At 62.6% G+C, this 13,250-nt stretch carries 10 protein-coding genes and 1 tRNA gene; 3 read left to right on the forward strand and 8 right to left on the reverse strand.

Annotated elements, in window-relative coordinates:
* Window positions 1-2: 2 nt before the first annotated feature.
* From ACK4FJ_RS06625 to ACK4FJ_RS06645, 5 genes are all read right to left on the reverse strand, one after another.
* Window positions 3-1,127: an ABC transporter permease gene (locus ACK4FJ_RS06625; protein ID WP_409765062.1), complete on the reverse strand. Its 1,125-nt coding sequence runs from the start codon at window positions 1,125-1,127 to the stop codon at window positions 3-5.
* Between the two features lie 2 nt (window positions 1,128-1,129).
* Entirely contained in the window at window positions 1,130-3,880 is a 2,751-nt protein-coding gene (gene rbbA / locus ACK4FJ_RS06630) for a ribosome-associated ATPase/putative transporter RbbA (RefSeq protein ID WP_409765063.1), read from the reverse strand.
* Window positions 3,877-4,878 carry an HlyD family secretion protein gene (locus ACK4FJ_RS06635; protein WP_409765064.1) on the reverse strand — a complete coding sequence of 334 codons (1,002 nt, stop codon included), beginning with the start codon at window positions 4,876-4,878 and terminating at the stop codon, window positions 3,877-3,879. The genes rbbA and ACK4FJ_RS06635 overlap by 4 nt, the downstream gene beginning before the upstream one ends.
* A 146-nt stretch (window positions 4,879-5,024) precedes the next feature.
* Window positions 5,025-5,327, reverse strand: coding sequence for a DUF3861 domain-containing protein (locus tag ACK4FJ_RS06640; RefSeq protein ID WP_409765065.1), 303 nt, complete (start codon window positions 5,325-5,327; stop codon window positions 5,025-5,027).
* 66 nt (window positions 5,328-5,393) lie between these two features.
* Window positions 5,394-5,885, reverse strand: a complete 492-nt coding sequence (locus tag ACK4FJ_RS06645; RefSeq protein WP_409765066.1) for a PadR family transcriptional regulator — start codon at window positions 5,883-5,885, stop codon at window positions 5,394-5,396.
* 18 nt (window positions 5,886-5,903) lie between these two features.
* Between ACK4FJ_RS06645 and ACK4FJ_RS06650 the strand changes: the two genes are divergently transcribed.
* The gene (locus ACK4FJ_RS06650; RefSeq protein WP_409765067.1) at window positions 5,904-6,128 is read left to right on the forward strand and encodes a hypothetical protein; all 225 of its coding nucleotides are present in this window, start codon (window positions 5,904-5,906) and stop codon (window positions 6,126-6,128) included.
* A gap of 5 nt (window positions 6,129-6,133) precedes the next feature.
* Here the strand turns inward: ACK4FJ_RS06650 and ACK4FJ_RS06655 are convergent.
* Window positions 6,134-6,220: transfer RNA gene (locus ACK4FJ_RS06655), tRNA-Leu, on the reverse strand.
* Window positions 6,221-6,327: 107 nt separating this feature from the next.
* On the opposite strand from ACK4FJ_RS06655, the gene ACK4FJ_RS06660 reads away from it, so the two are divergent.
* Together ACK4FJ_RS06660 and ACK4FJ_RS06665 are read left to right on the forward strand one after the other, a co-directional pair.
* Window positions 6,328-7,356, forward strand: a complete 1,029-nt coding sequence (locus ACK4FJ_RS06660) for a DUF2332 domain-containing protein (RefSeq protein ID WP_409765068.1) — start codon at window positions 6,328-6,330, stop codon at window positions 7,354-7,356.
* Between the two features lie 106 nt (window positions 7,357-7,462).
* Window positions 7,463-8,683, forward strand: coding sequence for an adenylate/guanylate cyclase domain-containing protein (locus ACK4FJ_RS06665; RefSeq protein ID WP_409765069.1), 1,221 nt, complete (start codon window positions 7,463-7,465; stop codon window positions 8,681-8,683).
* 10 nt (window positions 8,684-8,693) lie between these two features.
* Here ACK4FJ_RS06665 and ACK4FJ_RS06670 read toward each other — a convergent pair whose 3' ends face one another.
* Both ACK4FJ_RS06670 and ACK4FJ_RS06675 read right to left on the reverse strand, forming a co-directional pair.
* Window positions 8,694-9,857 carry a hypothetical protein gene (locus ACK4FJ_RS06670; RefSeq protein WP_409765070.1) on the reverse strand — a complete coding sequence of 388 codons (1,164 nt, stop codon included), beginning with the start codon at window positions 9,855-9,857 and terminating at the stop codon, window positions 8,694-8,696.
* A gap of 186 nt (window positions 9,858-10,043) precedes the next feature.
* Window positions 10,044-13,223: an efflux RND transporter permease subunit gene (locus ACK4FJ_RS06675; protein ID WP_409765071.1), complete on the reverse strand. Its 3,180-nt coding sequence runs from the start codon at window positions 13,221-13,223 to the stop codon at window positions 10,044-10,046.
* Window positions 13,224-13,250 lie beyond the last annotated feature (27 nt).

The raw sequence follows: 13,250 nt of genomic DNA on the forward strand, positions 1-13,250 counted from the left end.
GCCTATTGCTGCTGGCTGATGAAAACGCGAAAGCGCATCAGGCTGAAGGCAACCGCCGCCGCGCCCATGGCCAGGATCGCCAGGAATTCCGGCCACACGATCTCCAGCCCCGCGCCGCGCGACAGGATCGCCTGGGTCAGCGCCACGTAATGCTTGGTCGGCAGAAGCTGCACCGCCATCTGCAGCCAGTCGGGCATCGCCTCCAGCGGCGTGAAGGCGCCCGATAAAAGCTGCATTGGCATTTGCACCAGCATGAACATCAGCGCGAACTGCGCCATCGTGCGGGCCAGCGTGGCAAGGAAAATGCCCAAGGCAGCGGCGAAGAACAGGTAGATCGCCGTGCCGGCATAGAACAGCAGCACCGAGCCGGCAATCCGCAGGCCCAGCATAGCCTGCAGCACCACGAACAGTGACACCAGCGACATCGCCATGATCACGCCGCCATTGGCGATAATCTTGGCCAGCATGATCTCCATCGCCCGCACCGGCATGACCAGCAGATGCTCCAGCGTGCCATGTTCGCGCTCGCGCATCAGCGCCGCCCCGGTCAGCAGGATGGCCAGCATGTTCAGCACCTGCAGCAAAGCCATGGCGCCGGTGAACCAGGTGGATTCCAGCGTCTGATTGAAGGCGATCCGCAGCTTCAGCTCCACGGCCTGGCTGGCAGCATCGGCATCGCGCCGCAGGAAGCGTCCGATCTCATCGCTGACGATCGAATTGATGTAGTTGCCGCCGATGCCGGCCTGCATCACCGCAGTGGCGTCGATCAGCAGCTGGATTTCCGGGCTACGCCCGGCCAGCACGTCGGCCTGGAAATCGGGCGGAATGTTCAGCACGAAGGTGTAACGCGCATGATCCATGGCGCGGTCCACCTCCTGCGGCGCCACCATCACCGGCGCCTGGAAGCGTGGCGGCTGGAAGGCGTCGATGATGCGCTGGGACAGCGCCGAGCGGTCCTCATCCACCACGCCGAGCGAGGCGCGCACCAGATCATGCGAAGTGCCGGTGGCCTGGGCATAGACCATCAGCGTGCAGGCATAGATCATGAAGACGAACAGCACGCGGTCGCGCAGTAGGCTGGTGATTTCCTTGCGGCAGAGCTGCCAGATGTTGCGCAGGCTCAGCATGGTCAGGTCTCCTGCTTGCGCAGGAACAGCCACGCCATGGCCAGCAGGATGGGCCAGAAGGCGGCGGTGGTGAGGATGAAAGGCATCAGGTCGGCCAGGCCCAGCCCTTTGGTGAAGGCGCCGACGCTGGTGCGCAGGAAATAGGTGGCGGGAAAGCTCGAACCGATCAGCCTCGCGCCGCCCTGCAGGGTGGAAACCGGCTGCATCAGGCCGGAGAAATGCACGGTCGGCATGATGGTCAGCACGGCGGTGCCGAACAGGGCCGCCACCTGGCTGCGCGTGAAGCAGGATGTGACCATGCCGATGCCGGTACTGGCCAGCACGTAGAAGAAGCCGCCGAGCAACAGGCCGAACAGGCTGCCTTTCAGCGGCACGCCGAACACGAACACCGCCATGGCGATGAGCACCAGCACGTTCACGTAAGCCAGCGCTACATAGGGCGCCTGCTTGCCCAAAAGGAATTCCAGCTTGCGCACCGGCGTCACGTAAAGATTTGTGATCGAACCGCGCTCGCGTTCCGATACCACGCCCAATGTGGCGAGGATGGCCGGGATCAGCATCAGCATCATGGCAAACAGCGCCGGCACCATGGCATCGATGCTGCGGAAAGCCTGGTTATAGCGGTAGCGCATCACCAGGCTGGCCGGCTGACTCACGCTCACGCCCTGCTGCCGCGCCAGTTCGGCCAGGAAGCTGGAATGGGCGCCGTTCACGTAACCCTCGACGGTCTCGGCGCGGAACGGCATGCCGCCATCGACCCAGACCGAGACTTCCGGCGCCCGCCCGCGCCGCAGGTCGGCGCCAAAATTCGGCGGAATCTCGATGGCCAGCGTGATCTCGCTGCCGCGCAGGCGTTGGATCAGCGCCACGCCATCGGGCGCATCCGCTTCGCGCCGGAAGTAAGAGGAACCAGAATAGGTCTCGATATAGGCGCGGCTTTCCGGCGTGCCGTCGCGGTCCAGCACCGAGAAGCTGACATTGTCCACATCGAAGGTGATGCCATAACCGAACAAAAGCATCAGCATCACGGTGCCGAACAATGCGAAGCCCAGGCGGATCGGATCGCGCAGCAATTCGATGCTCTCGCGCCAGGCATAGGCGCGCAGCCGGCGGCCGGAAAACCAGCCACGCGGCGCGGCAGGCGGCGTATCAGATTCGGCCGCCATGATCGCAGGCGCGGTTTCCTCCACACTGCGCCCGCCCAGTTCCATATAGGCGATGAAAGCCTCTTCCAGGCTGCTTGCGTTCTGCGCCCGCTGCAGCTCTGTCGGTGCGCCGGTGGCGATCACGCGGCCGGCATGCATGAAGGCGACGCGGTCGCAGCGCGTGGCTTCGGTCATGTAATGGGTGGAGATGAAGATGGTGACGCCCTGCTCGCGGGCCAGCCGCTGCAACTCGCGCCAGAAATTCTCACGCGCCACCGGATCGACGCCCGAGGTCGGCTCGTCGAGGATCAGAATCTCGGGTTCATGGATAATGGCGACAGCCAGCGACAGGCGCTGGCGCACGCCCATCGGCAGGGTGTCGGCTATCGAATCCAAGTGTTCTTTCAAATCGAAATGCCGCACCATTGCCTTGCTCCGTTCGATCGCTCCGGCATTCTCCAGGCCATAAAGTGCTGCATGCAGCATAAGGTTCTGCCGCACCGTCAGTTCGCCATAGAGCGAAAAGCTCTGCGCCATGTAGCCGATGCGGCGGCGGATAGAGAAATCCCCGGCGGACACCGCCCGGCCAAACAGGAAGCCTTCGCCCTCCGTGGCCGGCAGCAGCCCGGTGAGCATCTTCATCGTGGTGGTCTTGCCGCAGCCATTCGAACCGAGGAAACCGAAGATCTCGCCGCGCCGGATCGCCAGATCGACATGGTCGACGGCGGTGAAATCGCCAAAGCGCCGCGTCAGGCCCTTTGCCGCGATCACCGGCTCCGCTATCTCGTCCACATGGGCCGGCGGCAGGGCCGGTTCGCCATCCAGCCCGCCGCGACGATCTTTGGGCAGCAACGCGATGAAAGCCTGCTCCAGCGACGCCGTGCCGCTCTGCGCCTTCAGCTCGGCGGGGCTGCCACTAGCGAGGATGCGACCCTGATCCAGCATGATCACCCGGCCGAAGCGTTCGGCCTCATCCATTGTCGAAGTCGCGACCAGCAGGGCAAGCTGCGGCCGGCTCTGCCGGATGCTGTCGATCAGGTCCCAGAACTGCCGGCGCGACAGGGGATCGACGCCGGTGGTGGGTTCATCGAGAATAAGAAGATCGGGATCGTGCACCAGTGCGCAGCACAGGCCCAGCTTCTGCTTCATACCACCCGAGAGCTTGTGCATCGGCCGGTCGGCAAACGGCGCGAGGCCGGTGGCGTCCAGCAAGGCGGGGATGCGGCGCTCGCGTTCGGCGCGGCCATGGCCGAACAGGCGCGCGAAGAAGGCGACATTCTCGGACACCGTGAGGTTGGCGTAGAGATTGCGGCCCAGGCCCTGCGGCATGTAGGCGATGCGCGGCTGCACGGCTTCGCGCGCGCGGCGACTGGCATAATCTGCGCCCAGAGCAGCAATGCTGCCGCGCTGCAGCTTCTTCGCGCCCGAGGCGAGTGCCAGCAATGTGGATTTGCCGACGCTGTCGGGGCCGACCAGCGCCAGGGCCGAACCGGGCGGCAGGTCGAGGCTCACGTCATCCAGCGCCACGGTCTTGCCGTAGCGATGGCTGACATGGGCGATGCTCAAGCCGCCATGCGATTGGCCGCCATGCGGTTGACCGGCATTCATTGTGTCGCTTGGGTTGCGACTTTCGCGGTCAGGTCGGAGTCAAGCCAGTCGGGCCATGCGGCATTGGCGTCCAGCCGCACATAGGCCATGCCGGTCAGGCCGGTCTTCACCTGGTCGAGATATTCCTGCACCAGGCTCTGCGGCACACGTGCCTTGATGCGGAACATCATGCGCTCGCGCTCGCTGCGCGTCTCCACCTGCTTGGGCGTGAACTGCGCGCGCGAGGATACGAAGGACACGCGCGCCGGCACCGCACGGGTCGCTGCGGCATCCAGCAGCAACCGCGCCTCGGCGCCGATGGCGACGCGGCCGGCGGATTCCGAAGGCAGGAAGAAGGTCATGTAGACATCGGAGAGATCGAGCAGGGTGGCGACCTTACCGCCGGCGCCAAGCACCTCGCCGGCTTCAGCGAGGCGGAACAGGATGCGCCCGGCGCGCGGCGCGGTGAGGATGCCGTCCTTCAGCAGGTCGCGGATGCGTTCGGCCTCGGCTTCCGCCACGCGGATCGCTGCATCAGCGGCACCAAGTTTGCTTTCCGCCGCCGCGAGCGCGGCTTCGGCCGTGCGGCGGATGTTGCGCTGCTGGTCGACCTTCTGCTGCGAGACGAAATTCTGGCCCGACAGCACCAGCGCGCGCTGCAATTCCTTGTCGGCCAGAGCGAGTTCGCTCTGGCGTTGGTTGATCTCGGCCAGCACCTGGTTGCGCGCCTGCTGCGCCTGGGCCACCTGTGCCTCAGCCGAACGCAGCTGCGCTTCCAGGTCGCGGGTATCGAGCCTGGCGATCACCTGGCCGGCCTGCACCAGGTCGCCTTCCTCCACCTCGACCTCCAGAAGGCGGGCGGCGTATTTTGTGGCGATGTCGATCTCGTTGGCCTCGATGCGCCCGTTGCCGGTGGCAAAACCCGGCGGCAGGGCGGCGCGGCGCTGCTGCAAATACCACCAGCCGCCGGCGCCACCGGCAATCACGACCAGCAGCAGGATCAACAGAATGCGACGCATCTCTCCGGCCCCTCCGTCTGGCCCCGGGCCCCGGATCGGAGCGTATCAAGGCTGCGCTTCCAGCCTTGATGCTGCATTGCGGTAAATCAAGGGAAAACCGGTGATCCGGCCGGATGTGACGGCGATCACTGCTGTTCAGGCGACCCTCACCCGGCAGCGGCCCGGCCGCGCTCCTTCAGGCCGCCGATGAAGGCACGGATCGCCGGGCGCAGTTCGGCAAACAGCGGATCGTCGCGGCGCTTCAACATCACTTCGGCAAACAGTTTCAGCCCGATGCCCAGCGAGGCCGCCTCGTCGGGCTGATACACACCGCTGGATCGCAGGCGCGCGACAATGCCGAGAATCTCGTCATGGTTCACCGCCTCGAAACACAGCGGTGGCTGGACTGCGGCGTCTTCATGCGGGCCGCCCAGATGTTCGATGGTAACGCGGTATCTATGCCCTCGCATGCTATGGCCTTTCCAGGTTGCCAGGTCGCTGCCCCATATTCTCCCCCGTCCGGTCATGGGTGGTGATCATTGCTGGCCGCGGATTTCCTTGGCCGCACGCACCAGGATGTCGATGATGCGGCGCTGCTCCTCGGGCGTGGCGTCCTGTTTTTCCAGCAGCGCAAGCTTAAGGTTGCGGCGGGCCGCGCGCATGTTCGACGACGCATCCGCATCGTCACCCTCCATATCCTCGCCGCCACGGAAGAACTGCTTGGCGCGCGCCACCTTCTCACCGATGCGGGCCAGCTGGCCCAACATGGCATCGGCCTGGGCCCGATGGTCGGCCAGATAGGCGGCGCCGGTTTCGGTCAGGCTGTAGAGTTTCTTGGTTCCTTCGGCCGCCACGCTGGCATGGCCGATTTCTTCCAGATAGGTGAGCGCGGGGTAGATCACGCCGGGGCTGGGCGCGTAGAAGCCCGAGGAATGTTCCTCCAGCGCCTTGATGATCTCGTAGCCATGGCGCGGCTTCTGCTCCAGCAGGGCGAGGATCAGCAGCTGCAGATCGGCGGCGCTGACCATGCGGCTGGCCCGGAAGCCATGGCCGCCCAGTCCGCCCTCGTCATCGAAAAAGGCGGCAAATTTGCCCCGGAAACCGCCATGACGATGGCCTCGGCGCATGCAGTGATGCGCAGCCCTTTCCCGCATCATATTGAAAATAAAAGGATTCATCTTTACTCCTGTCATTCGATAGTGTCTTTCGACGTATCTTACGATATAGTTTGCGATAGCAATGTCAAGGCTGGTTTTGAAAATGCTGTCTGAAAGGATGGTGCCCGCTGCCGGACTCGAACCGGCACGGCCTTTCGGCCTCGGGATTTTAAGTCCCGTGCGTCTACCAATTCCGCCAAGCGGGCAGCCGCCTTCTCTCTACGGGCCATGACCGGTGCGGTCAATCGGCCGCCGATTGTCGGGGCACAATCCCGTGCTGGACCCGATCCCGGCCAGACGCTCTGATGCTCGCATGACTGTTCCCGCGCATTTCCGGCAGCAGGCCGATCAGTGTCGCACACTCGGCTCCCCCTTCACGGCCAGGCTTCTTGATCTGGCCGCAGACCGCATCGATGCCGGCGCGGCTTGGGCGTCACCGCTAAACCACTGGGCGGGTGATCCGCGCGCCGACGCCCTGGCGCTGCGGCTGGCTGGCGCGCTGCATCGCGCCATGCTCGATGGCGATGCCGAGCTGGCCGAATGTTATGCCGCGCGGCAGATCGATGCCGCCCGCATGGATGCGGCCCTGCTGCGCCACGGCCCCCTGCTCGCGCGTTATCTGCAAAGCGCGCCCCAGACTAACGACCCGCAGCGTTCCGCCATCCTGCTCGGCGGTTTCCTGCAGATCGCATCGCTGACCAGACCGTTGCCGCTGGATGTCTGCGAGATCGGGGCCAGCGCCGGGCTGAACCAGTGCTGGTTCCGCTACGCCTACGATTTCGGCGCCTGGCGCTGGGGCGATACGGCACGAGCGCCGCTGACCCTGCATGCGGACTGGCACGGCCCACCTCCGCCGGACGCCACGTCACGGGTGCGGTACAGCACCGCCTGCGACCTGGCGCCGATCGATGCGCGCAATCCCGAGGATCGCCAGCGCCTGCTCTCTTATATCTGGGCCGACCAGCCCGAACGGCAGGAACGCGTGCGGCGCGCGCTGGATTTCGCCGCTCGCGAAGGGATTTGCGCAGCACGCGCTGGGGCCGGCGATTTCGTAGTGCAGGCATTGCAGAAACGGCAGGCAGGCGCAGCCTTCGTGCTCTGCCATTCCATCGTCTGGCAGTATATCGATCCGGCCGAGCAGCAGCGCATCGCCGGGCTGATGGAGGCCACCGGAAACACGGCAGCGCCGGACGCACCGCTGGCCTGGCTGCGTTTCGAAAGCGGCGCGGCGAAAGACGGCGGCGAACTGACGCTCACGCTTTGGCCCGGCGGGAAAACACAGCAACTGGCCGTGGCGGATTACCATGGCCGCTGGGTGCGCTGGGCTGCCCCGTCCGACTGACGGCCGATACGGGATACCGTGTTTCCAGATGGATACCGGCGCACCGAAGGCAAAAAAACCTGCCATCCATCGCTTTTTTGACGCGCCAGCGGTATATGCTGCACTCATGGATCCCCAGGTCTTCACCCAGATCGCCCGCCGCATCGCCGACGCTTCGCTGGATGGCGCCAGTGAAGGCGAGATGCTGGCCTCCTTCTGCGCCGGTCTGAACCAGGCCGGGATTCCCGTCACACGCGCCCTGCTTGGCGCCGACACCCTGCATCCCGTACTGGCCGGCCGCATCTTCGGCTGGCATCGCGACCAGCCGGAAACCGTGCTGCATGAATTCGGCCGTTCGATTACGGCCGAGGGCCAGCGCAAATGGGAGGAAAGCCCGTTCTATCGCCTGGAGCAGAGTGGCGAGGCCGACCTGCGGGTGCGCATCCTGGGCATGAATGGCAGCTATCCATTCCCGGTCATCACCGACCTGGCCGCCGAAGGCTTCACCGATTACCTCGTGACCATGACGCGTTTCGGCGAACGCGCGGTGATCGGCCAACTCGATTCCATCTATGCCTCGTGGAGCACCGACCATGCCGAGGGCTACAGCGACCGCCAGATCGATACGCTGAAGGCGCTGATCCCCTTTGCCGCCGCCGCGATCCGTTCGGCCAGCGTGCGCCGCATCGCCGATACGCTGGCGGAAACCTATCTGGGCCGCAACGCCGCGCGCCGCGTGCTGTCGGGCACCATCGGCCGGGGCGAGGCCGAGCGCATCTCGGCAGCGCTGTGGTACAGCGACCTGCGCGGCTTCACCCGTCTGGTCGATACCGTCACGCCCGAACTGATCATGCCGCTGCTGAACGATTATGCCGGCGCGGCCGTAGCCGCCATCCAGGCCCATGACGGCGAGGTGCTGAAATTCATGGGCGACGGCGTGCTGGCCATCTTCCGCGACGACGGTAATCTGGAAAATGCCTGCCGCGCAGCGCTGAACGCACTCAAGGCCTGCACAAAAGAACTGCGCGCGGTGCGCAACCGACGCGCCAATGCCGGCCTGCCGGTCACCGACATGTCGGTCGCCCTGCATGTGGGCGAAGTGCTGTATGGCAACTTCGGCGGTGAGGACCGGCTGGATTTCACCGTGGTCGGCCCGGCGGTGAACGAACTCTCGCGCATCTCGGGCATGGCGCGCTCGGTGGATCAGCCCGCCATTCTCTCGGCCGCCTTCCGTGCCGCTGCCGGCGGCCTGCGCGAGGAAGCCGTGTCGCTCGGCCGTTATGCCCTGCGCGGCGTCGAGGCGCCGCAGGAACTCTTCACCCTCGATCCCGCCCAGCTGCGACAGTAATCAAAGAGCACTATTTTATGAGACATTGTTCCACGCTAATGCCGTTTGCATGGCAGCGTTGGATGGACTCATTCACCGGTAAAACCAACGGTTCTAGTTTATAGAAAGTCTGCGATTGAGCAGCTTGCGGGGAAGGCTTTACAGTCATTGTTGCAAGCGCAGAACTTTGTGAAAAATTATAGCCTTTTGCACGATAATAGTTCCAGACAACAGGGTAAGAACTACTTGCCGTTTCCGGCATTGTTGTTGATGTGAATGAGTAATCCTTATTCAGAGTCTCGGGTTTTAGTGCCGTTACTTCAGCTTCTGCATTCACAAAAAATGCAACATACGGATTTGTCAGATTACGATATTTTCCATTGTCTGTGGGGCAGGCGTTATTCTCAGTTTTTGCAAAACGAATTGTATATGACGGTGTAAGAACTACTCTGTAACAATAATTGTTAGCATCGTTAAGATTTATAATCCCATCCGCTTCCGTACCAGTAGCACTGCGCACAACCGCTTTTGTACCTGTATACTCTTGGTCACCTTGGCATGTATCTGACGAAGAAAAATTCATGCGAATAACTGATTCGCGAGTTTGATTATCCTGCTCCTCGTTTCTTGTTGTTACCTTCTGCACGATTGCATTTGCATATCGTTGTGCATAATCCAGATACTGGGTGAAAGGATTCGCTGGGATAGGTAAGGATTTTGTAATGTCTACTATCGCTAAAACAACATCTGTAAGTGCTGTTGTCCCAGTGATATTAACAAGGGATAAATCTATTGATGCTCCAGAATAAATATTCTGCCCGTTTTTTAGACGAAATTTATTTATTAAATTAGGTTCGACCGGCACAGAGATAAGTCCACCGGGATACGATTCAATTGTTGAATTGAATGCTCGTGGCAACGCGAATGTTTGTGTGTTGCCTCCACTTTCTCCTTCAAAGCCGATGTTCATCATCAGCCCGATTGCTTTACCCTCAGTAAACCAGTTCTTCTTTTTTGTTGTTATAACTTTCCTGACGGTGACAGTAATCCGATCTTTATTCAAATTTATGCAACGTGGCGTAACACCATCATTAATTCGGACAATGATTGCACCGCCTAGCGTATCTGTTGCTGCGTGTGCTTGTGTCCCAATCAACAAGGTAAAAAGCGCTGCACCAAGAAAGTTCAGTTTCATGACAGCCCCCATCAAACCCGCGCATAGAAACTTACTACTTTGCGATTCGAGAGTCCTCGGAAAAGCTGTAGCTGAAAAAGTACCTACAAGATTAATCAGGGCGCGTAAGCGTTATCTTTATTCATCTCTCATAAAACGGGCCCGGATTGCTCCGGGCCCGCGGCCTTTCATCGGTCTTTCGGTTGGTCACTCGCCGGTCTGCGGCTCGGCCGGTGGCGGAACCACCGGCGCGGCGCGGCGCCGCACGAAGGCACGCAGCACCACATAGAAGACCGGGGTAAGGAACAGACCCACCAGTGTCACGCCGATCATGCCCGAGAACACCGCCGTTCCCAGCGAACGCCGCATTTCGGCGCCGGCGCCAGAGGAGACCACCAGCGGCAGCACGCCGAGGATGAAGGCGAAAGCCGTCATCAGGATGGGGCGCAGACGCAGGCGGCAGGCTTCGATCACGGCGTCCACCGCGCTCTTGCCCTCATGCTCGATCTGGCGTGCGAATTCCACGATCAGGATGGCGTTCTTTGCCGCCAGGCCGATCAGCACGACGAAGCCGATCTGCACCAGCACGTTGTTGTCGATGCCGGCCAGCCAGACGCCGAACAGGCCGAACAGCATGCTCATCGGCACGATCAGCATGATCGCCAACGGCAACACCCAGCTTTCATACTGTGCCGCCAATGCCAGGAAGACGAACACGATGGCCAGAATGAAGACAAAAACCGCTGTGTTGCCGGTCATGCGTTCCTGCAGGGCGATTTCGGTCCACTCGAAGCCCTGTCCCGGCTGCAGCACCTGGCCGGCGAGCTGTTCCATGGCCGTCAGCGACTGGCCGGTAGAGTAGCCCGGCGCGGTGTTGCCCTGCAGCGGCACGGAGACATACATGTTGTAGCGCTGGATCAGATCGGGACCCGCGGTTTCGCGCAGCGCGACCAGAGTGCCCATCGGCACCAGTTCGCCGCTAGCCGACCGCACCTTCAGACGCTGGATATCCTCCTTGGTGAGGCGGAAACCGGCATCGGCCTGGGCGCGCACCTGGAAGATGCGGCCGAAGGCGTTGAAGTCGTTCACATAGGCCGAGCCCAGATTCACCTGCAGCGTATCGAACACGTTGGCCAGTGGCACGTTCAGCATCTGCGCCTTCACACGGTCGATCTCGAGGAAGACCTGCGGCGAGGAGGCCGAGAAGGTGGTGAACACGCCGGTGACGCCGCGGGTCTGCGTAGCGCGACCCATCATCTGGTAGGCCGCGGCCAGCAGCGGCCGCACGTCATCGCCGCTGCGATTCTGCAGCTGCATCTTGAAACCGCCGCCCGAACCGATGCCGGGCACCGCCGGCGGCGGGATGGCGATGACGAAGGCTTCCTCGATAGCCTGCAGGCGGCCGATCATCTGGCCGACGATGGCATCCGACGTCAGGCCCTGCGCCAGGCGTTCCTCGAACGGCGTAAACGGCGTGAACATCACGGAAGCATTGTTGGAATTGGTGAAAGTGGCGCCGTTGAAGCCGGGGATCGCCACCACGTGGGCCACGCCGGGGGCGCTCTCGATCAGCTTGGTGGCCTTCTGGGTCACTTCGTCGGTGCGGCTGAGCGAGGCGCCATCAGGCAGCTGAATGACGACGATGGCATAGCCGCGATCCAGCGGCGGGATGAAGCCCGGCGGCACCGTGTAGAACATGAAGCCCGTAGCGGCGACCAGCAAACCGTAGACACCCAGCATCATCACGCGCCGCTTCACGATGCCGCCGACCGAACGGCTGTACCGATCCCCCATCCGGTCGAAACCCACATTGAACTTATCGCCGGCGACCTGCAGCCAGCGCAGCGGCGCGAAGGCCGGCCGATGGTGTTCGCCCTTCTCATGGCGCTTCAGCAGGATGGCACCCAACGCGGGCGACAAAGTGAGGGAGTTGAAGGCCGAGATGATGGTGGCAGCCGCAATGGTCAGCGCGAACTGCTTGTAGAACTGGCCGGAAATGCCAGGAATGAAGGCCGTGGGGATGAACACCGCCGACAGCACTACGGCGATGGCAACCACGGCGGTGCCGACCTCGTCCATGGTCTCGTGCGCCGCGTCGCGCGGGCTCATGCCCAGCGCGATGTTGCGCTCGATATTCTCCACCACCACGATGGCATCGTCGACCACGATGCCGATGGCCAGCACCAACCCGAAAAGGCTGAGCACGTTCAGCGAGAAGCCGAAGGCCGCCATCACCGCGAAAGTGCCGATCAACGAGACCGGAATGGCCAGGATCGGGATGATCGCCGCGCGCCAGTTCTGCAGGAAGACCAGCACCACCAGCGCGACCAGGATGATCGCCTCAATCAGGGTCTTGTAGACCTCGTTCACCGACTGCTCGACGAATTCGGTCGGGTTGTAAATGATGGTGTATTCCAAGCCGGGCGGGAAATCCTTTTTCAGCTCCTCCATCTTGGCGATCACCTCTTCCGAGGTGGCAAGCGCATTGGTGCCGGGACGCTGGAACACGCCCATCGCCACAGCGGTCTGACCGTCCAGATAGCTGCGGCTGGTATAGTCCTTGCCGCCCATTTCGACGCGGGCCACGTCTTCCAGCTGAACGATGCGGCCATCGGTGCCGGTCTTGACGATCACGTTACGGAACTGCCGCACATCGTCGAACCGGCCCTGGGTGGTCACCATCACCTGCAGCGGATTGCTATCGGGCGCCGGCTGCTGGCCCAGCGCACCGCCGGAAACCTGCACGTTCTGCGCCTGCAACGCGGCCACCACATCGGCACCCGAGAGACCATAGGCAGACAGCCGGTTGGGATCGAGCCAGATGCGGATGGCGTATTCGCTGCCGCCGAACACGGTCACATTGCCCACGCCATCCAGCCGCAGCAGCTGCTCGCGGATGCGCAGGTTCATGTAGTTGGCGATATACAGCTCGTCGTAGCGCTTGTCGGGCGAGAGCAGGTGCACGACCATCAAGAAGTCGCCGGACTGCTTGCGCGTGGTGATGCCCTGACGGCGCACTTCCTCGGGCAATCGCGGTTCGGCAATGGTAACGCGGTTCTGCACCTGCACCTGGGCGTCGTCCAGGTTGGTGCCGGGGCGGAAGGTGACGGTGAGCTGCATCACGCCGGCCGCCGTTGAATACGACGACATGTACAGCATGTTTTCCACGCCATTGATTTCCTGCTCGATCGGCGTCGCCACCGTGCGCGCCACCGTCTCGGCATCGGCGCCGGGATAGCTGGCGGTGACGTTGATCTGCGGCGGGGCAATTTCAGGATATTCGCTGATCGGCAGCTGGGTATAGGCGATCGCGCCGATGATCACCGTCACGATGGAGATGACAGCGGCAAAAATCGGCCGGTCGACGAAGAAATGTCCGAACTTCATGGCTGCCTCGCGGCGTAAAGCGGAAAA

The organism is Ferrovibrio sp. (assembly GCF_046297595.1).
In the GTDB taxonomy this organism is placed as follows: Bacteria; Pseudomonadota; Alphaproteobacteria; order Ferrovibrionales; family Ferrovibrionaceae; genus Ferrovibrio.

Coding starts and splice junctions, on each gene's coding strand:
- ACK4FJ_RS06625 (WP_409765062.1), bottom strand. CDS start 1,127: ATGCTGAGCCTGCGCAACATCTGGCAGCTCTGCCGCAAGGAAATCACC.
- rbbA (WP_409765063.1), bottom strand. CDS start 3,880: ATGAATGCCGGTCAACCGCATGGCGGCCAATCGCATGGCGGCTTGAGC.
- ACK4FJ_RS06635 (WP_409765064.1), bottom strand. CDS start 4,878: ATGCGTCGCATTCTGTTGATCCTGCTGCTGGTCGTGATTGCCGGTGGC.
- ACK4FJ_RS06640 (WP_409765065.1), bottom strand. CDS start 5,327: ATGCGAGGGCATAGATACCGCGTTACCATCGAACATCTGGGCGGCCCG.
- ACK4FJ_RS06645 (WP_409765066.1), bottom strand. CDS start 5,885: ATGGTCAGCGCCGCCGATCTGCAGCTGCTGATCCTCGCCCTGCTGGAG.
- ACK4FJ_RS06650 (WP_409765067.1), top strand. CDS start 5,904: ATGGCCGCCCAGTCCGCCCTCGTCATCGAAAAAGGCGGCAAATTTGCC.
- ACK4FJ_RS06660 (WP_409765068.1), top strand. CDS start 6,328: ATGACTGTTCCCGCGCATTTCCGGCAGCAGGCCGATCAGTGTCGCACA.
- ACK4FJ_RS06665 (WP_409765069.1), top strand. CDS start 7,463: ATGGATCCCCAGGTCTTCACCCAGATCGCCCGCCGCATCGCCGACGCT.
- ACK4FJ_RS06670 (WP_409765070.1), bottom strand. CDS start 9,857: ATGAAACTGAACTTTCTTGGTGCAGCGCTTTTTACCTTGTTGATTGGG.
- ACK4FJ_RS06675 (WP_409765071.1), bottom strand. CDS start 13,223: ATGAAGTTCGGACATTTCTTCGTCGACCGGCCGATTTTTGCCGCTGTC.